Here is a 21,544-nt window from a genome sequence, read left to right on the forward strand (position 1 = left end):
TTAATTAATTGCTTCAAATTACTAATTCTTCTGCATATTGTACAATAAGGTCTGAATTTTCCACTCATCTCCAGATTTAACCAAAATAAAAACATCCACCCCTTTGTGAGAAAACTTTTCTTTTAGGTAAAATTCATACGGAACCCATGCAGAGGCTATTTCATTATCAATTGAAATATTACCCCATGAAACTACTCTTTCATCCATGTCTCCTGGTTTTCTAGTCATCACATTTTGAATAAATTTACTACTAGGAACCTCTCTCACCATATTTCCTTCTGGGCGAATAGTACTAATATTTAAAACTGCATTTGGGGTAAAACAAGATTTTAAAGCCACAGAATCTACCGACTTCATTGCTGCAAAAGTTTTTAAAATAACACTTTTGATTTTATCTGAATCAGCAGTATTTGTTTGGGCGTTTAAATTTGAGCAAGCGAAAAGTAAGCAAGTGAGCAAGTAAGCAAGTAGCTTCAACCCTTGTGGTTGAAGAGTAAGCCAATGTGCAAGTAGCTTCAACCCTTGTGGTTGAAGAGTAAGCCAGTGAGCAAGTGGTTGAGTTACTGTTTTTTTCATAATTTTTGACTGAGCGTTTTAATTTTTTTATTCATAATCCTAAACCAAAGAGGAGGAATTAATGCCAATAAAATCATACCTGGATAACCTGTTGGCATTTGAGGAGCAGTTTCTATATGGCGAAGGATTTGATATTTGCGGGAAGCCAAGTAATGATGATCTGAATGGCGACTTAATTCAAACAGCATCAGTCGACCAATTTGGTGATTACTATTCCAGCTATGCCAAGGTTGAACCCGTTCATAAATTGCTTCCCGTTTTTGAATCCTACTCAATCCATAATGTTCAATGTAATTGATGCTTTCGAGCAAAATACTTCCAATGAATGCTGAAAGCATAAAATAAAACATGACTGCTGGGCCAAACAAATAATAAATGAGCCATAGAAATGCCAGTTGAATGAATTGAAATTGAAGCATTTCATTATGAATGGAAAAGCTTTTTTTACCCTTCTTTTTGCAATCTTTTAAGGAAATTTTCCAAGCGCTCAAATACGTTCCGATAAAAGTTTGCAGGTAAAATGCATAAATAGATTGGTTTAGTTTAGCTGAACTGGGATCATTTGGGGTACCTACATGCGAGTGGTGCCCTTTGTTATGGTCAATAAAAAATTGCATGTACAAACTAGTAAGCAACAACAATTTGGCAAGGGTTTGCTCAAATTTATTAACACGATGTCCTAATTCATGTCCGAGATTAATTCCAAAAATGGCGCACAAAAGTCCCATTGAAATTATTCTAGCTAAAATATCAGAAGTGCCTATACCCGGCTCTTGAATCTGACGAAAAAACAAACATAAAGAAATAAATTGTCCGACGGCGGCGGCATATATTACAAAATCAAACCCCTTATTATTTTTAGCCAATTCTTCCTCTTTTGGGTCTAGGTTTTGTGGATCTGGCTTGATAAACAATTCAAGTCCTGGAATTATGAAAAAAATGAATATTAGCGGTGCCCAAGCAGCTATTCCGTAGGAGAAAAACGAAATTCCTGCTAAGAAAAAAAGTAAAAAAGGTGTGTAATATTTAATCATTACCAGCCATTAATTTTTTGGTCCATCCATCCCGATCGATTTTCTAAAAAAAGCTTAAGTGCCTCAACGGATTTTGTATAATTTACTACCTTTTCTTTGTCCCAAATTGCATAATTTCTAGCAACGGCTCCATTAGTAATCAATGATTGCGCTGTATTTTCTACCAATTGAGTCATCGCGGCAGTAGAAAATTCTGCCGAACGAAGTCCTTGCCAGCGGGCTTTAACCTTTTGTTTAAAAATTGGATCTTCTAATAATCTGGTCCACCAAAAAGGTGCCATCCACGCGTCTGAGGAAACAAAATTATTATAATTTGCAACCCATTCGTTTATTGGAACTCTTCCCCCCTCATCAAAACCAATGTTAAGGTCCCAGGTTGGTCCCATTACCAATTTGCCGTCTGCATCTTTTGTAACATAGGTGCTTAGCCGATAAGCATCCACATTTCTACAAAGCTCAGTAATTATGAAATAATCCACGAAGCTATCTATATCAATAAAATTAGTATAAGTACGAGTTGTTTTTGAAAAATCATCCGTGATCAATGCCATCTCGAATTGATCAAGATATTTGGAAATATATACTTTTTGAGCTGGTGTTATTTTTTCTGCACTGGGGTATTCGTACGTAAAATAGGTTTCTAAATATTTATTAGGATGAAAAGCCGGCAAAAACGGTGGAAAGGTCAAGAGATTTTTATTAATATCATAATTACTTCTAAAACTATTGTATTCATTATAGGTTGCATCATCAGCCCAATTCGAAAGAAAATATGAATTAGGTTTTAAATCGTTTTCTGGTGCAGAATCTACTTTATCAATTTTTAAAATATACCCTCCCGTTATATTTGTAGCGGAGGAATTCATTGATTTAATATTTATTCTATTTGTGCTTCTATTTAATTTTTCACAGAATAAATAAACTCCCTGATATGAACCGTTTATTTCCACCTCGACCAACTGTCCCCGGCTGGCATACTTTCCCATTTTTCGAGAAAGTTCATAGCCGATATAATTGTACATAAGGGTTTTATCCCAAATATATTTATCAATCAAATTGACAACATGTCCGATGAGTCGCCAATCTTGTTCCGCAGGTAAACCTAGCATGGAAACATCAAATCCCTTCCCTGCCTCATCTACGGTGCCAACGTTATAAGATTTTTTATCAGATAAACGAAAAGATGTTTTTCCACGAAATTTCAGGGTGATATTTTGTTTTTGTAAAAGATTTTTTTGCTGGTAAACTTTTAGGGTGGCGTTGCTTTTTGTGCCATAAAGAATCTCATTTCCTTGCGTATTTATAACAAAATAAGGTATGGTACTTTTTCCTGTTTCAAGTGCTAATACCTGGCCATCGCTGGCTTTTGTATCAATAACTTCAACTTGTAAATGTTGTTTACAAGAAATTAAAATGAGAAAACAAAATACTAAAATTCTTTTCATTTAAATAAAAATTTCACCTTTCAAATATAAAACAGCTTTCCCAGAAATCTCCACACGGTTACCCTCTAATTTACATTGAAGATTTCCACCCCTTTCAGAAAGTTGCTTGGCTATAAAATCTGATTTTCCATATACATTAGACCAATACGGCACCAAAGTAGTATGAGCAGAACCAGTAACAGGATCTTCATTAACTCCACAATTGGGTCCAAAAAATCTGGAAACAAAATCACATGTATTTCCCTTAGCAGAAACAATTAATCCGCGTGTCCCTAGTTTTTCAATATTTCCTAAATTGGGTTGAATGGCGGAAATAACTTCCTCGTTTTCAAAAATTAACAGATAATCAGACTTTCCTTTGAAAGCCAATTTAGGCATATAGTTGGTTGATTGTATTAATTCTTTGGTCAACTCAACCTCAGTATTGGGGGTAAACCATCGAATTTCTACTTGATTGTTTTGAATCACATAAAAGGCGGTTTCAGAAAGGTTGTTTTCAAGGGCTATTTTTTGTAATATTTCATCCGGCAACCATTCGGCCAACGGACAAACTGCAGCAGGATTTCCTTGAAAAACTTGCTCAGCAAAGGCGTCGACTTGGTAGAGGGTAAGTTTCATTTTGTAAAAAAATTAATTTTCTACCACATACTTTTTAAACTGATTCAAAATAGACTGCCAGCCTTGTTGCTGCATTTCGTGTGGATTTTGATTTTCAGGATCAAATACTTCACTTACTTCCGTTCTATTTACATTTTGATGAAAAAAGACTTCCATTTCGCGACCATCTCCCAATAAAATCTTGATATATTTCTCCTTTTCAATTTCTTGAAAAGTTCCCCAGAAATCAAACTCAAAACTTGCGTCTTTTGCAGCCATCAAGTAATGAAACTCCCCGCCTACTTGGAGGTCTGCAGTGGCTTTCGGACAATGCCAAGATTCGTGTGCAAAGTTCCAATGTAGCACGTGTGTGGGATTTGTCCATTTTTCCCAAACTTCATTTATTGGACTGTTTATATTTGCAGATACAGTAATTTTAGACATATTAATTATAGTTTAGCATAGGGTAAACGATCTATTCTTTGTGTTTTATGGTAACTATCTAGACCAGAACAAGAAATAGTACCTGCTTTTTCGATATCCAAATATCCGTCTGGGTGTAAACAATCTTTTGGAAAATGAACTTGTTCAATTTGACCAATAATCATAATAGTTTGATTGATTGTTAAATCGATTCGCTCCTTAAATTGAACTCCCAGTTGAACAGCACTCTCTTGAACAAATGGAGCAAAAAAATCATTTTTATACTCTCTTGTTAGGCCAGTAACTTCAAATTCTGAAACTTCTTGGGGGTATCGTGCAGAAGTTTGGTGTGCCTTCTGAAAAATAGATTCGTTGACATGATTTATGGTGTAATAACCGGTGGATAAAATATTGGATAAGGTATGTCTTTCTACAGAATCTGGACGCATAATAAAACTAATTAATGGAGGATTTGCCCCGATATGGACTATGGAGCTGAATATTGCCAAATTAGTTTGTCCTTGTCTATCACTTGTACCGATTAAACCAATGCTTTTAAATCCACCAACGCTGTTGATAAAATGCGCTCTTTCACGCAATTCCAATTGCATAATTTCTTCCAAGCGAATACAAGTCTTCATATTGTTTTTTAATTTAGTCAAAGATACACTTTGGTAAATTGATGCAAATGAAAAATGTAAAAAAAGAAAACCTTCCCAACAAAATTTGTATTGTTTGCGAAAGGCCTTTTTCTTGGAGAAAAAAATGGGAGCGCTGTTGGGACAATGTAAAATATTGCAGTGATGTGTGCCGAATAAAATCGAAAAATAAAAATAGGGATTAATTACTTTGCGTTTTTTTTTACATTTAATGTAATTTTTTTACAAATGAATAAACTTGTAATTGTACTTCTAACATTTTTTTTACATCCAATTTTTGGACAAAAACCAGTTCCTGAAAAACCAAGGATATTAATTAGTACAGATATTGGCGGTACGGATCCAGATGATAATCAATCGATGACTCACCTGCTCATGTATAACAATCTTTTCAATATTGAAGGACTTGTTTCATCTCCATCTTATGGGGTCGGCAGAAAAGAAGAAATCCTGCGCATGCTCGATTTATATGAAAAGGATTTTGCCAACTTATCAAAAAAACAAAAAGGATTAGCCACTGCAAACTATTTACGAAGCATTACCAAACAAGGTAGAAAAGGTGGAGCTCCTTTTCTCGGTTACACCGGAGCTACAGAAGGCTCAAACTGGATTATACAATGTGCGAAAAAATCTTCTAAACAAAAATTATGGGTGTTAGTGTGGGGTGGATTAGAAGATTTGGCACAGGCATTACACGATGCCCCCGAGATTCAGCAAAACATTCGTGTATATTGGATTGGTGGACCCAACAAAAAATGGAGTGCTAATGCATACGCCTATATTGCACATAATTTCCCGAACCTTTGGATAATTGAAAACAATTCCTCCTATTATGGGTTCTTCTCTAAAACCAATGAACTTGATCGCATCGACGAATCTGATTTTTATGAGCAATATTTAGCTAATGCAGGTGAATTGGGAAAAGATTTTGTAAACTATTACAAAGGAAAAGTAAAAATGGGAGACACGCCTTCGCTCCTTTATATGATGGATGGTGATCCGAACAACCCAACGAAGGAAAGTTGGGGAGGAAGTTTTGAAAAAATTAATCGAAGTGCAAAAGTTGATTTTAATCGATTGACGACCGAAAAAGATACAGTTGCATTTTGCACCCTTGTTTCCTTTCAATTCAAGGGGCCAAAAATAAATGCCCCAAAAGATTCTTTCGTTTTTTACATGGAAACTCCCTATGCCGGTGGGGCTCAAAAATGGGGTGGGTATTATTTAGGCGATGGTTTTTATGGGCTACATTATGTCCCAAAACAAGCCGAAATTATTCACTATAAAATTACCTCATCCATACCCGAATTCCCCACAGGAGAGGGAACATTAATTGTCACGAATCAGTGGCCAGGAAAAATGCATTCAACAGATATACAATTAGGTCCAAACTGGTATTCCGATAAAAGTGATCCAGCCCTTTACGATGGTAAAATACAAGGCGGAAAAACCATTTCTAAGTGGAGAAAGGCAGTGATGGAGGATTGGGGGAACAGATTGAGCCAGTGAGCAAAGTGAGCCAGTGAGCCAGTGAGCAGAGTGAGCCTGTGAGCAAAGTGGGCTAGTGAGATAGTGGGCAGAGTAGGATAAATTCTCAGATTCCTATATTCCTATATTCCTATATTCCTATATTCCCATATTCCAATATTCTTCATTTCTAAAAAAATTGTATCTTTAAAAGAAATTTTTGACCTATTACACGATGAACGAACACATGCCGCGCAGAAAATTCTTGCAAAATAGTTCCATTGTAGCTGCTGGTGCCTTATTACCTTCTACTTCTATGAAAAAAATTGCTCCCAAACCGGGTGAAATCATCCTCGGCCACGGAAACTTCCAATACAAAGTCGTTCCCAATTGGGGGATTCTAGATGCTGGGAAAAATCCCGTAAACGATTGTCATGAGATGGTAGAAGACGCCAAAGGCCGTTTGTTTTTGCTTACCAATGAAACCAAAAACAATGTGCTCATATATGATAAATCGGGAAAATTGCTAGAGGCTTGGGGACACTCCTATCCGGGCGCGCATGGACTCACTTTAGTAAACGAAGGACACGAACAATTCTTATTAATTTGCGATAATAACCGCCATCAGGTCATTAAAACCGACTTAAAAGGCAAGGAAATCTTTAAAATTGACTACCCCAAAGAAACGGGTGTTTACGATCACCCGCACCAATTTGTACCCACAGAAACAGCTGTAAATCCGAAAAATGGGGACATTTACGTTGCCGACGGCTACGGCGCCAATTACATCATTCAATACGATGCCAAAGGAAATTACATCCGACATTTTGGAGGTAAAACCGATGGTTATGCAGATGATAAATTCAATTGTTGCCATGGAGTTTTAGTAGATACGCGTGATCCCAAAAATTGGACCTTGCTCATCACCGACCGTGTCAATAACAGCCTCAAGCGATTCACCCTAGACGGAAAATTCATCACGCGTTACCATTATCCAGGTTCCTATATATGTAGACCTGTGTTACATGGCGAAAACATCCTTGCAGCTTGTTTCCGAAGCACCAAAGAGTCTAATGTGGGTTCTGGTTATATCCAAATAATTGATAAAAACATGCAGGTCGTTTCCACACCTGGTGGCTCTGCTCCTGTTTACCAAAATGGCATCTTGCAAGCCCAACACAAAGAAGACGAAAACAAAGTATTTATTCATCCACACGATGTTTATGCCGATTCGGATGAAAATATTTATGTGCCTCAATGGGCTTCCAATAAAACCTATCCAATTAAATTAGAACGAATCTAATGCCGAAATTATTCCGATATGGCCTACCTATAGTGCTCCTAATTTTGGGAGCCTACTATTATTTTAGCCCATCGGAAAACGCTATTGACAACTCAATTCCAGAGGTAGTCGATTACAATTATCACATTCGGCCTATATTATCGGACCGTTGCTTCAAATGCCATGGTCCTGATGCCAACAAACGCAAGGCAAATCTTCGTTTAGATACGCCCGAAGGTGCCTATGCCGCCTTTAAAGACAATAAAGCTATGCATGCAATTGTCGCTGGCAATCCAAATGCTTCGGATGCCTACTTGCGATTGATTACCAAAGATACTAGTCAGCGCATGCCGCCGATGAATTCCCATTTAACGGTTTCAGTGCACGAAATTGAACTTATTGAAAAATGGATCAAACAAGGTGCTGTTTACAAACCACATTGGGCCTTCATCAAACCCGTTCAAAGTACCTTACCTGAGGCAGATAAAGATTGGGCAAGAAGCCCAATCGATTATTTCGTCTATGCAAAAATGGAAGAAAAAGGCCTTTCTCCAAGTGAAGAGGCTACAAAAGAACAATTACTGAAGCGAGTTAGTTTGGACTTAACAGGATTGCCACCTGGTCTCGATATGCAAGACAGATTCTTGCAAGACAATAGTGAAAAGGCTTATGAAAAAATGGTCGACGAATTGCTTGCAAGTAAACATTATGGAGAAAAAATGGCCACTCCTTGGCTCGATTTAGCCCGTTATGCAGATTCGCATGGTTACCAAGACGACGGCCTCCGCACCATGTGGCCTTGGCGCGACTGGGTCATTCATGCCTTCAACTCAAATTACTCTTATGCCAAATTTTTAACCTGGCAGTTAGCCGGTGATTTGTTTCCCAAACCAACAAAGGAAATGCTTTTGGCAACAGGTTTCAACAGAAACCATAAAATCACTCAAGAAGGTGGCGTAATCGATGAGGAATACCGTGTAGAATACGTAAACGACCGCACCAATACCTTTTCAAAATCGTTTCTGGCTCTCACCTTTGAATGTGCTCGTTGCCACGACCACAAATACGATCCCATTTCTCAAAAAGACTATTACAGCACCTTTGCCTTTTTCAATCAAGTACCCGAAAAAGGACTTTTTGGAACGATTGACGCCTCTTTTGCCGATCCTCCAAACATGTCGATTTCGACCAAGGACGTTAAAGCAATTTTGAAATTCATCAATAAAAAAGATACGTCTTCGGTAGATGTGATGATCATGGCAGATTCCACTCATCGCCGACCAACCTATGTACTTTCGCGTGGTAATTACGACATGCATGGCGCAGAAGTTACAATGGGACTTCCCAAAAGTATCCTACCTTTCGACGGCAAAAAATACGGCCAAAATCGATTGGGATTAGCGCGTTGGTTGCTCGACAAAAACAATCCATTAACGGCTCGTGTATTTGTTAACCGGATATGGGCACAAATCTTTGGCAGAGGCATTGTAAAAACGGTAGGAGATTTTGGCATGCAAGGAGAGCTTCCCACCCACCCCGAATTACTCGATTGGTTGGCTGTTGATTTTCAAAAAAATGGATGGAATATCAAGCGATTGGTCAAGCAATTGGTGATGTCGGCCACTTATCGACAATCCTCAACCCTCACGAAAAACGCCTTAAAAACCGACCCCGAAAACATTTATTTGTCACGTATGTCTCGAATCCGCATTCCTGCAGAACAAATTAGAGACCAAGTATTGGCATCATCTGGATTACTGAATAGAGAAATTGGTGGACCAAGTGTAAAAACGTATCAACCCAAAGGACTATGGGAAGTAGCCACCTCTGGTAGGGGCTCCTTGATGAATTATATTCAAGACCACAACCAAGATTTATACCGCAGAGGAATGTATGTGTTCATCAAACGGACCGTTCCGCCGCCAAGCATGTTGATTTTCGATGCCAGCAATCGCGACCAATGCGAAGTACAAAGGGGCAGAACCAACACACCTTTACAAGCCTTGGTGATGATGAACGACCCCCATGTGTTGGAAAGCGCCCGAATCATGGCCAGTAAATTATCGCAAGAGCAAGGAAATTTGGAAAACAAAATCAAGCAATCTTTTCGAAAAATAATTTGTCGAAATCCAAGTAAAAAAGAAATGGACTTGTTGACCATTTATTACCAACAGGAAGAAGAAAGCTTTAAAAAATCGCCTCAAAAAGTTCAAAAACTGATGAAAATTGGAGAATACAAGCTTGAGAAAGCCCGCAACACTAGTGCTACGGCAGCATTGATGTTGACAATCCAATTAATCTATAACATGGAGGAGGCCATTATGCGTGTGTAATATGGAAAATGAATTCTTAAAAAATCGGCTCAACATTACCCGCAGGCATTTCTTTGGTCAGGCCGCTGCTGGTATTGGCGGATTGGCTTTGGGGTCTTTATTGGTTCCAGATTTGTTCAAGGGAGGAGAAAGTTCACAGGCAATGCCCTTAGGATTGGCGCATTTTGCGCCAAAAGCAAAGCGCGTTATCTATTTGTGTCAGAATGGCGCGCCCTCTCAGTACGAAAGTTTTGACCATAAGCCCTTACTCAATAAAATGGCAGGTACCGACCTCCCAGAATCGATTCGTGGGGGACAGCGATTAACGGGTATGACAGCCTCACAAGATAAATTCCCCCTAGTTGGCTCCTTTTACGGGTTCAAACAATATGGTAAATCGGGTGCTTTTGTGAGCGATTTATTCCCCCATATTGGCTCCATTGCAGACGACTTATGCATCATTCGAACCATGAACACGGATGCGATCAATCATGACCCGGCCCTAACTTTTTTACAAACAGGAGCACAGGTGGGCAACAGGCCCAGCATGGGCGCCTGGATGTCCTATGGTTTAGGCAGCGAAAACAAAAATTTACCAGCCTTTTGCGTTTTGTTGTCTAGAGGTAGAGGAAATGGCCAAGGGGTGTACTCCAAATTGTGGACCAACGGATTCTTGGATTCAACGCACCAGGGTGTGGTTTTTAGCAGTTCGGAAGATCCCATTTTGTATTTAAATGATGTGGAAGGTATCGACAAAGCAGGCAGAAGACGCATGCTCGACCAACTGGCAGAACTCAATCACGAGGGCTTCCAAGAAAACAAAGACCCTGAAGTAGAAGCCAAGGTACAGCAATATGAAATGGCCTATCGCATGCAAACGGCCGTACCGGAATTGACCGATTTGTCGAAAGAACCCGATTATATCGTAAAAATGTATGGTCCGGAATGTCTGGTACCGGGCACATACGCCGCCAATGTTTTACTGGCCCGCAAATTATCCGAATCGGGTGTGCGATTTGTGCAAATTTATCACCAAGGTTGGGACTCTCACGGCAATTTACCAAAAGAAATGGCCATGCAAGCCCAAGATGTGGATCGCTCTTCTGCAGCATTGATTACTGATTTAAAACAAAGAGGCTTATTGGACGAAACGCTGGTCATTTGGGGAGGAGAATTTGGACGAACCAATTATTGTCAAGGCCAATACACACTCGATAATTATGGCAGAGATCATCACCCAAGAGCCTATAGTATTTTTATGGCCGGGGGTGGTGTGAAACCCGGAACGGTATATGGAGAAACGGATGAATTTGGCTACAATGTCATCAAAGATCCTGTACATATTCATGATTTCCATGCCACTGTACAACATTTGATGGGCATCAATCATGAGCAATTGACTTATAAACATTTGGGCAGAAGGTACAGACTCACCGATGTGGCAGGAAACGTTTTACCCGGATTAATCGCCTAATATGCAAAGATTCTTACAAATAGGGACGCTCTTTTTATGGTTTTTACAATGCTTGTTGCTATTTCTTTTAGTATTTCAAGAGTCATTTGAATTACCGCTGGCGGGCATAGGCCATTTGCACCCGCTGATTTTGCATTTACCTATTGGTTTTGGGGTTTTATTGGCCCTTTTCAGTGTAGTCAAAAAGCAATTTGAACAAATTGAAATTCTATTTCAATCCCTCCTCGTATTAACCGCACTTTTCTCTACTGCAACAGCCATTTTTGGTCTCTTTTTAGCCAAAGAAGGAGGCTATGAGGCCGAGCAAATCACCTGGCATCAATGGTCGGGCGTGGCGGTTTCTTTTGTGTATTTTGCTTGGGTGTTATGGCAAAAAAGTCCCCTTATGGTTGGAATTTTAGGTGTATTGACCTTGATTTTTGCAGGACATACAGGTGCATCCATCACCCACGGAGCAGATTATTTGCAATTTGGAGAACAAAAAGAAGCCATTACCAACGAATCTATTGCCTTTGAGGCCTTGGTACAACCCATTCTAAAGACTAAATGCGAGTCGTGCCACAATGAACAAAAGTCTAAGGGAGGTTTAAAAATGAATACCCTTGCGAATTTATTGAAAGGCGGGAAAAATGGACCTATTTGGAAGGCTGGCGATTTAAACAGTCATTTACTTCAGCGCATGAACTTGCCTTTGAATAATAAAAAACACATGCCTCCAGCTGGCAAAGCACAGCTAACGGCAGATGAGCAACTAATCTTAACGCTTTGGATCAAAGAAGGGGCAAAGGTTGAGCAGAAGGTGGGAGCCTACAGCAAAGTATTTCAAAATCTTGCTACTAAACAACAAGAAACCACAATTGAGCCAGTTTATGATTTTTCAGCTGCATCTGAAAAAGATATTGCGGCCGTAAATACACCCTTTTGCTCGGTATATCCCATTGCCTATGATTCGCCAGCCCTGCAAGCAGAGTTTTTTGTAGCGGCCAAATTTGATCCTAAATCCTTGGAAAATTTAAGCAAAGTATCGGAGCAATTAATTGGAATCAATCTAAACAAAATGCCCGTTTCGGATGCAGATTTAAACATTTTAACAAAATTTTTACATCTTGAAAGACTGCATTTAAATGCAACAAAAGTGAGTTATCGAGGGGTTGTAGATCTGTTAAAAAAATTACCCAATTTAAAGACCTTGGCAATTTGGAACACAGTAATTAGCAATCCAGAAATTACCCAATTGAAAAAACAATTTCCGAAAGTAAGTATTGAGCAAACGGTTGTTTTAAAAAATGAAACATTACAGATAAATCCACCCATTTTGGTCAACGAAAAACTGATTTTAAGACCAAATGAGCAGCTCTCTTTCAAGCATACAATTAATGATGTGGTTTTCAGATATACGGTAAACGATTCCCTACCAGATAGTCTTTCCCGTTTGCAAACAAAAGGGATCGTGCCCATCAAAAACTACACCAAAGTCCGCATCATTGCTACCAAACCCGATTGGTACGCTAGTAATCCGGTGGATGTAAAGGTGTATAAATCTAATTTTGTTCCACATAAAATCGATTTATTAAGCACTCCATCGCCCAAATATCCGGCGAAGGGTGGGATGAGTTTGATGGATTTTGAACAAGGAGCAAGGGAGGTAAAAGGCGTTCCGAACCTCACTTGGTTAGGATTCAAAGATACAGATTTAGATGCTTTGGCCAGCTTTCAGCTACCTACAAAGGTTAATGGACTTACCTTCTCCTATTTAGAAAAAACAGATGCCGACGTGTTTCCTCCTACTAAAATAGAAATTTGGGCAGGAAATGACTCAAAGAACCTTAAATTAATTGCCAGCTTTTCCCCCATACAACCCAAAGAAAAAAGTGGGTATAACCTAAAAGGCATCAATATTCCAATCTCCACCGTACCATCAACTTATTACCGCATCAAAGCCCACCGAAACAAAAAACTACCTTCTTTTGTAGACAACAAAGGGAAAGGCGCTTGGTTGAAGGTGGACGAGGTGGTGTTTTATTAAGTAATAGGTATAAGGTGTGAGGTATAAAATAATAACTAAAAATTTAGTTAAAAATATTTTGTAACTAAAAAATTAGTTATACATTTGTTCCAACAAATAAGGAACAATGAAAAAATTAACGCAGGCAGAAGAGCAAATTATGCAAGTACTTTGGGAACTACCCGAGGGCGGATTTTTAAAAGATATTTTGGAAAATCTACCTGAACCAAAGGCACATTCAAATACCGTTGCCACCCTTCTTAAAATTTTAGTAGAAAAAGAATTTGTTGGGATAAACAATCCAAATCGAAATAACTTTTATTTTCCCAAGATTAGTAAAGAAGCCTATTCCGGAGTTCGAATGGCAGGACTAACTGAGTCGTTTTTTGGAGGTTCATATAGCAATGTGGTTTCCTATTTAGTCGACAAAAATCAGATGTCAATTGAAGATTTAGAGTTATTAATTAGTCAATTAAAAAATAAGAAAAATGAACTATAATCTACTATTCATTTACTTGATAAAAAGTACTCTACTCTCGGGACTCTTTTTTACTTATTATCTACTTTTTTTAAGAAACAACAAATTTCATAGTTATAACCGATTTTACTTGTTAATTAGCTTATTGCTTAGTCTACTTATTCCATTGTTCAATTTAAATCTAATCGCTACACACCAAGAGTCGGATGCTGAAGTGCTTAAAGCCATGTATCTTCTCTCTACCATTCAAGTAAAGGCTGAGCAATCTAATTGGATAAGTGAACATTGGCAAGAGGTATCTTTTTATCTATATGGCATCATTTCTATTGCATTTTTAGGATACCTATCCAAGCAAATATATTCCATATATCAACTAAAAAAATCACACGTACGTACTGTATTTAAAAATATTGAACTAATTGAAACAGAAATCGATGCCGCGCCATTTTCATTTTTAAATACGCTTTTTTGGAAAAAATCAATTGATTTAGCATCGGAAAATGGACAAATAATATTCAAACATGAACTAACTCATATACAACAAAAACATTCTTTCGACAGATTGTTTTGCCAACTAACTTCGGCTATTTTTTGGATTAATCCCTTCAACTGGATGATACAAAAAGAGCTAGAGCATATTCACGAATTTATCGCAGACCAGGAGGCAGTGGGGCCTAATAACACTTCATCTTTAGCGAAAATGATTCTTGAAGTTCAATATGGAAATCAATTTTTAAACCCAAAACATACATTTTTTTATTCATCTATTAAACGAAGAATTATTATGTTAAAAACTTCAAAAAATACAAAATTTGAACATCTAAGAAAGATGTTGGCCATGCCATTATTTGCTACATTAGCAATTGTCTTCTCCTTGAAAATTCAAGCACAAGAGCAAGCCGTTAATGTGAAAACAGACATAAAAAAAGATCAAAAGCAGCCAAAATTGGCTATAACAAATAGGATTCCAGAAAAATGGAATCATGTCAACACAATAAAGGTCCCCAAAAAAACGAATAAAGTAGGCTTGGTTTTGACACCAGCTAAAACGAACAATCCTTTAATTGTTGTCGATGGAAACATCATGGTAGACTTAGATATCAATAAATTAAGTCCTGATAAAATTGAATCAATCAATGTGTTAAAGGGAGAAAAAGCCATAGAAAAATATGCTCAAAAAGGGAGTAATGGCGTTATTGAAATAAAAACCAAAAAAATATAAAACCCGTGTTTTAGTTTAAAAATTTGATTGATAGATTGTGTAATAGCCGATGATTTTCATCAGGCTATTCCCGTTTAATCCACCTTACACCTCATACCTTACACCTCCCATGAAACCCCTACCTACTTTCCTTCTCGCCCTATACACCTATTTCCTCTTCAAAATCTTAGTCTTCAAAGATTTGCCCGAGATTCAAATCGGACATTTACATATAAATTTTGGAGGCACGCAGGGTGGTGAGGGCAATTGGATTCCCTTCAAAACCATTATTCCGTATGTATTGGGCGCTAAAGGCCTGCTCATTGGGGGATTAAACATTGTTGGAAATATCGTTTTACTAATTCCTATTGGTTATTTAGTACCGTTTGTCTTCCGATCGATGAATTGGAATAAAACAATTGTTTTCGCCATTGTGTTTTGTGTCCTGATCGAAACTATTCAATCCATTTTCAAGATTGGCATCTTTGATATCGATGATGTAATCTTGAATGTACTGGGTGTGCTTATTGGTTACTTGGCATTTACCTTGCCAACTAAAATAGTAATGATTAGTTCCGTTATCTGTTTAGCAATTGCGCTCTATTTCGTCTATCCTGTGTTTGCTTTAAGTCAAAGAAAACCACGAGCAAACCACCCATTATCTGATAAAAAATTGTCTGACAAGTCGCAACTAAATGACCTTTGCGGAGGAACAGGTGGTATTGGCACCATTTTTAAAATTGAAGCAAAAGGATTTGATTTAACACAAAAAAATGGGAAACTTCTCCATGTCCGATTAGCTCCAAAGGCAGAGATAAAATCATCGTCTGGAACTATTTCACTGGCTCAGCTCAAAGTTGGACAAGCCGTAACCTTGGTTGGAGGACCAGAATCGTTAGATGGATTTTTGGCTGACCTTGTGCTGGTTTGTCAATAATTGAATAAAAATATTTCAAATTAGTAAAAGAATATTCATATTTTAGGGGTGAAAACCTATTGATATGAAAAAAACGTGCTTTTTGGCATTTTGCCTTTGGATTTGCCTTGGCTCCATTGTGCTGGCAGACGATTATAAAGCTTCCTTATTTGGTATTAAATCCAATGGCACAACACTGAATACCAATTCTATACAAAAAGCGATCGACTATATCCATGAAAAAGGAGGTGGCCGATTAGTGTTTTATGTAGGCAGGTATTTGACCGGAACGATTCAGCTAAAGTCCAACGTGACTATCCACCTGGAAGAGGGTGCCATTTTATTGGGTTCAACCAATATCTATGATTACAACGTCACACAAACCTTTCCAGCCTTGGTTACAGCCTACAATGCTCAAAATATTGCTATAACAGGCAAGGGCGTAATCGACGGACAAGGCAGAGAGGTAGCCTATAATTTATTAGATCAAGTACACAAGGGCCTATTGAAAGATGCCCTGATTAACGACCGTCCTGCTCAGCGTAGGCCCAAAGGTATTTATTTACGCGAATGCAAAAATGTGGACATTTCAGGGGTCATCGTAAAAAATGCTGCAGAATGGGTAGTTGTTTGCGACCAGTGTGAAAACCTAAAAATTGATAAACTGACCGTAGACAGTAAGGCCTTTTGGAACAACGACGGCATCGATATAGTAGATTGTAAAAACGTACTGATCTCCAATTCTTTCATTGATTCCAGTGATGATGCCATTTGTTTTAAATCGCACGATGCAACAAAGCTGTGCGAAAATGTAGAAGTGCGAAACTGTGTGGCTCGGTCTAGTGCCAGTGGTATCAAATTTGGAACCGTATCCTCTGGCGGATACAAAAATTTTAAAATCATCAACAATAAAATTTTCGATACTCATCGCTCTGCCATTACTATCGCCACTCCAGACGGAGGAGCTGTAGAAAACATCTTGGTGGATAGTCTTTATGCTTATAATACCGGAAATGCTATTTACCTGCGAATTGGGGCTAGGTGGAACAAGGGTCGAACGGGAACGATGAAAAACATCACCATTCGAAATATGCATTGCGAAATTGCTGCAGGAAAGGCCGATGCTGGAAGAGAATATGAAGGACCTGTGGAAGATATGCCAAGAAACATTTCACCGGCAAGTATTGTGGGACTTCCTGGACAATACATTTCAGATGTAAAACTTCAAAACATTAACATTGTATATCCGGGTAACAGCAATCCAAACTATGCTTTTCGGGGAATTTCCAATGCCGACTTAGATAGCATTCCTGAAATGCCGGCTGCATATCCAGAATTTTCCCAATTTAAGGAATTACCTGCTTGGGGATTTTATCTTCGACATGCGAAAAACATTCAATTTGAGAACGTAACCTTAACTGCCAAAGGAAAAGAATATCGTCCTGCATTTGTATTTGATGATGTACAAGGCGCCACTTTATCTAAAATGCACATTATTGATCCTCAAAAACAGAAAAAACAAGTACACAGCTATCGTTCCACCAACATTGTGCAAAGCAAATAAAACCAAGTCGCATGAAAAAATACCTATTGATTGCAGGTTTGCTTAGCCTTATTGGCAACATTGAGCTCATAGCAAAAGACTATTTAATCCGTGATTTCGGAGCAAAGAACGATGGCACGACCAACAATGCCGGCGCCATTCAATATGCCATTAATTTCATCAATGAACAGGGTGGTGGCCGACTAATTTTTGAAACAGGCACCTATGTAACAGGAAGTATTTACCTAAAATCGAATGTCACGCTACACCTCAATCAAGGAGCCACCATTCTTGGTTCAACTAACCCGTTTGATTATGTAAAAGACAAAAAAATTGGTTGGATGTCCATGATTTTTGCAGTAAATCAAGAAAACATTGGAATTACTGGCAAAGGTACCATTAATGGAAGGGGGTATCTAACCGCCAATAATATGGTGACTTATATACAAACCGGAATTTACACGGACCCATTAAAATATGATCGACCAAATGAAACCAATCGGCCACAAAACATTTACTTCCGCGAATGTAAAAATATTACCATCAAAGATATTACCTTAAAAGATCCTGCAAGTTGGAATCAAACCTATGACCAATGTAAAAATTTATACGTTGATGGCATAACAGTAGATAGTAAATCGTATTGGAATAACGACGGAATTGATGTGGTAGATTGTGAAGATGTGGTGATCAAAAACTCCTATTTTGATGCAGCAGATGATGTCCTTTGTTTTAAATCTCATTCGGCAGAACATCTGTGTAAAAACGTTGTCGTGGATAATTGCGTTGGCAGGTCAAGTGCCAATGGACTAAAGTTTGGTACGGTTTCTAGAGGCGGATTTAAAAATTTTAAAGTCACCAATTTAACCATTTTTGATACCTATCGTTCGGCAATTACATTAGCGGCTGTTGATGGTGCCGAGATTGAAAACATTGAAATTGATGGCGTCAAATCAATCAATACGGGCAATGTTATTTATTTACGAATTGGCGATCGCTGGGGAAAGGGAAAAAAGCCTTCATTAAAAAATGTTCGCATTTCGAATGTATATGCTGAAGTCCCGATGGGAAAACCAGATGCTGGCTATAATTACGAGGGGCCCGTGGAAGATTTACCTAGAAATATTTCGCCGGCAAGCATTGTTGGTTTGGTGGAAAACAAGATAAAAGACGTGACGCTTAAAAATATCCAAATTGTCTATCCTGGGGAAGGGAATCCGATGTATGCCAAGCGCGGATTAAGTCCAGCCGAATTAGACGGAATTCCAGAAATGCGCGATGCCTATCCCGAATTTTCGCAATTCAAAGAATTACCTGCTTGGGGGTTTTACGTTCGACATGCAGAAGGAATTAACTTTGAAAACGTTACCTTCACTGCCTTAAAAAAAGATTACCGACCCGCTATCGTATTAGACGATGTGAAAGAGGCCAGCTACCAGTCGATGAAATTCAGCGAACCTGAGAGCAATGGCAAACAGCAAATTTTTGAATATCGTTCGACCAGTAAAACTATTAAATAAAAAAAGCCTCGCGTATGCGAGGCTAATTCTATAAATAGAAAACAAAAATACTTATTTAACTTTACTGTAAATCGTATATCTAACGCGACCATCTGCCTGATTAATTACTTGCAGAAATTCATCTTCCGTCTTATTTTGGATTTTTAGATTTGATTCAGGAACTCCGCCACGAATGTTTGTTAAGTTGGTAATCTCCTTAATTTGGTCCTTGTCAACTGTAAATGTACCTGTTCCAACATATCGAACATACTCCTTCTTAACCGTATCTACCAAGGCTCTTACACCCCAAATGAAATTTCCTTTGTTGTACATTTTATAATCTGGATAATTCTGACGAGTTGTATCTGCACCTTTCACAAAATAATTACTCGTTGCTTTCCACAATCCATCAAATTCACTGGCTGCGTCTTCTTTCATTCGAGAATATTTTTCTTCGATTTTAATGTCAATTCCATTGTTTTTCATGCTTGGGATTTTCTGTACATAGCCCGCCTCATTTTTCTCAATGACCAGATTATAATTAATCGCTTCTTCCTCTCCTCCAGAGTTAAAAATATTAGTTTCAACCACATCAGAACCTTTAGCAGTATAGGAGCCAATGCCAAAATTAGCAGATGAATCTGCTGCCATATTGATCCAAATGTAATGAGAGTCTGAATATACCTTGATCTGATTGTGATTTTCGCCTGTTTGCAACAAACTGTCGTTTGACACCGCATAAATAGACTGTGAGTCCATTTTATAGACACCATTTAAACTGGCTACTTCTTCTTTTTTAGAACAGGAAAAAATCAAAAAAGACGCACATGCGAGTAATAATCCTTTTTTCATAGAAATTTGAGTTTAGTTTAACAGATTCAAATTTCTATGAATAACATAAAATAACATTCTTTTGCCTGCGAATATTTGTCTGGTTTTGAAAATTATTTGTCCAGTTTTCTATATTCTACCTAAACTTCTCCAAAGTTCAATAATTTCTGGATATCTATTAATGATAATCTCCATTTGCGTATCAATTCTCATCATGGGTTTGTCTTGAAGATTATAAGCAGGCCAACCCGGACCCTCCTTGGTGAACGGTTTACCTGTTTTGGCAAAGTTTGTCCAGAGCTCTGCAAAATTGTGAGATGCGATTGCCTTTTCTGGTCGATTACCTCCAAAGAAGCTTGGCTTATTGGCCGATTCATTGTTGAATTTGAAGGAAATATCCATTGCGTGCGGAGTTCCCATTGGATAGTCTGTTCCAGGAATTTTCATCTCAGATTTATATCCAAAATTATACAAATAAACGGGTGCAGCTTTTTGTTCAACCATTTTTTCAGCAATCGTTATAGACCCTAATCCCATCATGGTAATAGATGAGATAGCTATAAAAATTTCGGGTGCGGTGGCATTAGGCAATGATTTTCTGTAAGTGGCTATAATTTTATCTGTATCATCACCGTAGGTATGTAGAAGTTTAGCCTTTAATCCCTCAAAATCTAATTTCGTAAATTCTGTATCCTTACTTTGCCAAGCAAAAAAGGTAAACTCATCCTCGTTCCAACCCACTAATAAAGGTTTGTTTTTCGAAATTTTAGGAGCAATAGGATCAAACGGATTCGCTAATAAGGCCTTCCCATCAACAACTGGACCAAAGCCTCCTGCATTTCGACTCATCATTCCTTTTTTCTTATTTTTTTCTTGAAAAGGAGCCACCGAAGGCAATTTATTTTGTAAGGCCAATAAGTCTGCAGCAGGAACGTCTAAAATTTTCTTCCAATCCGAAATAGGAATATTTAGTTCCTTGAATACCTGTAAAGTTGTTTCATGTGCGGTTTCTTTGTCGAACATTCGAACTCCTGGACCGCTTTCAATCGATGCTTTGTTGAAATAAGGCGCTGCAGATGGCATGGCATACAAACATGAGGTTTTGGCGCCTCCGCCCGATTCTCCCCAGATCATGACATTGTTCGGATCCCCACCAAAATTTTTAATATTGGCATTTACCCACTTTAGTCCGTCAACGATATCTAACATACCATTGTTGCCAGAACCCTCATACTCAGGCCCGGCAATTTGGTCTAAATACAAGAAGCCCATAAGGCCCAAGCGGTGATTGGTTTGTACGACTACCACATCAAAATTTCTAGCTAGGTTTGCCCCATCTTGTCCACCCGCAGCACCAGAACCAATGACAAATCCGCCCCCATGATTATAAAACATTACGGCACGCTTTTTACCGTCATTGGCCGGAGTCCACACATTCAAGAACAAGCAATCTTCCGAAGGATCCGGTTCATTTCTTCTGGGTGGTTGAATAGCAGGTGCCCCCGGTTTGGTGGCATCCAGCACATCATTCCAAGGCGCTAATTTACCTGGTCTCTTGAAACGATATTCTCCTGATGTTTTTCCGGCATAAGGAATACCTTTAAATATGTTTACACCGTCAATTGAAACACCTTTAACCTTTCCAAGTTTTGTGTCAGCAATAACAAATTCCTCTGCAACACTCGACTTATTTCTTTTGTAAAAATTAGCCAATGTGGAATGATTCAATAAGGTTGTAGCCGCTGTGGCAGTCAATACCTGACCTAAAAAGTTTCTTCTTTGCATGATGGGATCTTTATTAC

At 38.4% G+C, this 21,544-nt stretch carries 19 protein-coding genes; 11 read left to right on the forward strand and 8 right to left on the reverse strand.

From position 1 onward, the window contains the following. Nucleotides 1-21 precede the first annotated feature (21 nt). The 6 genes from EOJ36_RS09235 to EOJ36_RS09260 are packed head-to-tail and all read right to left on the reverse strand — an operon-like array spanning nt 22 to nt 4,716. Nucleotides 22-576 carry a nuclear transport factor 2 family protein gene (locus EOJ36_RS09235; RefSeq protein WP_127804658.1) on the reverse strand — a complete coding sequence of 185 codons (555 nt, stop codon included), beginning with the start codon at nt 574-576 and terminating at the stop codon, nt 22-24. Next, complete coding sequence (locus tag EOJ36_RS09240) at nt 573-1,610, reverse strand: alkane 1-monooxygenase (RefSeq protein WP_127804659.1); 1,038 nt, start codon at nt 1,608-1,610, stop codon at nt 573-575. Before EOJ36_RS09240 ends, EOJ36_RS09235 begins: the two co-directional genes overlap by 4 nt. Continuing rightward, nucleotides 1,610-3,055, reverse strand: coding sequence for a CotH kinase family protein (locus EOJ36_RS09245; protein ID WP_127804661.1), 1,446 nt, complete (start codon nt 3,053-3,055; stop codon nt 1,610-1,612). The genes EOJ36_RS09240 and EOJ36_RS09245 overlap by 1 nt, the downstream gene beginning before the upstream one ends. Further along, complete coding sequence (locus tag EOJ36_RS09250) at nt 3,056-3,673, reverse strand: PhzF family phenazine biosynthesis protein (RefSeq protein WP_127804663.1); 618 nt, start codon at nt 3,671-3,673, stop codon at nt 3,056-3,058. Between the two features lie 12 nt (nt 3,674-3,685). Beyond that, nucleotides 3,686-4,096: an SRPBCC domain-containing protein gene (locus EOJ36_RS09255; protein ID WP_127804665.1), complete on the reverse strand. Its 411-nt coding sequence runs from the start codon at nt 4,094-4,096 to the stop codon at nt 3,686-3,688. Between the two features lie 5 nt (nt 4,097-4,101). Next, a complete protein-coding gene (locus EOJ36_RS09260; protein WP_127804667.1) occupies nt 4,102-4,716 on the reverse strand; it encodes a flavin reductase family protein in 615 nt (204 codons plus the stop codon). A 47-nt stretch (nt 4,717-4,763) separates the two neighbouring features. On the opposite strand from EOJ36_RS09260, the gene EOJ36_RS09265 reads away from it, so the two are divergent. From EOJ36_RS09265 to EOJ36_RS09315, 11 genes are all read left to right on the forward strand, one after another. Continuing rightward, entirely contained in the window at nt 4,764-4,919 is a 156-nt protein-coding gene (locus EOJ36_RS09265) for a DUF2256 domain-containing protein (RefSeq protein ID WP_127804668.1), read from the forward strand. Between the two features lie 43 nt (nt 4,920-4,962). Next, nucleotides 4,963-6,243, forward strand: coding sequence for a nucleoside hydrolase-like domain-containing protein (locus EOJ36_RS09270; protein WP_127804670.1), 1,281 nt, complete (start codon nt 4,963-4,965; stop codon nt 6,241-6,243). A 193-nt stretch (nt 6,244-6,436) separates the two neighbouring features. Next, the gene (locus EOJ36_RS09275) at nt 6,437-7,504 is read left to right on the forward strand and encodes an NHL repeat-containing protein (protein ID WP_127804954.1); all 1,068 of its coding nucleotides are present in this window, start codon (nt 6,437-6,439) and stop codon (nt 7,502-7,504) included. After that, a complete protein-coding gene (locus tag EOJ36_RS09280) occupies nt 7,504-9,816 on the forward strand; it encodes a PSD1 and planctomycete cytochrome C domain-containing protein (protein WP_127804671.1) in 2,313 nt (770 codons plus the stop codon). The genes EOJ36_RS09275 and EOJ36_RS09280 overlap by 1 nt, the downstream gene beginning before the upstream one ends. Nucleotide 9,817: 1 nt before the next feature. Next, nucleotides 9,818-11,269, forward strand: a complete 1,452-nt coding sequence (locus tag EOJ36_RS09285; protein ID WP_127804673.1) for a DUF1501 domain-containing protein — start codon at nt 9,818-9,820, stop codon at nt 11,267-11,269. A 1-nt stretch (nt 11,270) separates the two neighbouring features. After that, on the forward strand, nt 11,271-13,295 hold the full coding sequence (locus EOJ36_RS09290; RefSeq protein WP_127804675.1) for a c-type cytochrome domain-containing protein: 2,025 nt from the start codon (nt 11,271-11,273) through the stop codon (nt 13,293-13,295). Between the two features lie 106 nt (nt 13,296-13,401). Then, nucleotides 13,402-13,773 carry a BlaI/MecI/CopY family transcriptional regulator gene (locus tag EOJ36_RS09295; RefSeq protein ID WP_127804676.1) on the forward strand — a complete coding sequence of 124 codons (372 nt, stop codon included), beginning with the start codon at nt 13,402-13,404 and terminating at the stop codon, nt 13,771-13,773. Nucleotides 13,774-13,897: 124 nt separating this feature from the next. Then, nucleotides 13,898-14,974, forward strand: coding sequence for a M56 family metallopeptidase (locus EOJ36_RS09300; protein ID WP_164847885.1), 1,077 nt, complete (start codon nt 13,898-13,900; stop codon nt 14,972-14,974). Between the two features lie 109 nt (nt 14,975-15,083). Beyond that, entirely contained in the window at nt 15,084-15,890 is an 807-nt protein-coding gene (locus EOJ36_RS09305) for a VanZ family protein (RefSeq protein WP_164847886.1), read from the forward strand. A gap of 64 nt (nt 15,891-15,954) precedes the next feature. Next, nucleotides 15,955-17,433: a glycoside hydrolase family 28 protein gene (locus EOJ36_RS09310; protein WP_127804682.1), complete on the forward strand. Its 1,479-nt coding sequence runs from the start codon at nt 15,955-15,957 to the stop codon at nt 17,431-17,433. Nucleotides 17,434-17,444: 11 nt separating this feature from the next. Beyond that, a complete protein-coding gene (locus EOJ36_RS09315; RefSeq protein WP_127804684.1) occupies nt 17,445-18,932 on the forward strand; it encodes a glycoside hydrolase family 28 protein in 1,488 nt (495 codons plus the stop codon). Nucleotides 18,933-18,983: 51 nt separating this feature from the next. Here the strand turns inward: EOJ36_RS09315 and EOJ36_RS09320 are convergent, their stop codons facing one another. After that, on the reverse strand, nt 18,984-19,763 hold the full coding sequence (locus EOJ36_RS09320; protein WP_127804686.1) for a hypothetical protein: 780 nt from the start codon (nt 19,761-19,763) through the stop codon (nt 18,984-18,986). A gap of 108 nt (nt 19,764-19,871) precedes the next feature. Next, nucleotides 19,872-21,527: a carboxylesterase/lipase family protein gene (locus EOJ36_RS09325; protein WP_127804688.1), complete on the reverse strand. Its 1,656-nt coding sequence runs from the start codon at nt 21,525-21,527 to the stop codon at nt 19,872-19,874. Nucleotides 21,528-21,544: the final 17 nt, after the last annotated feature.

Source organism: Sandaracinomonas limnophila (assembly GCF_004005965.1).
In the GTDB taxonomy this organism is placed as follows: Bacteria; Bacteroidota; Bacteroidia; order Cytophagales; family Spirosomataceae; genus Sandaracinomonas; species Sandaracinomonas limnophila.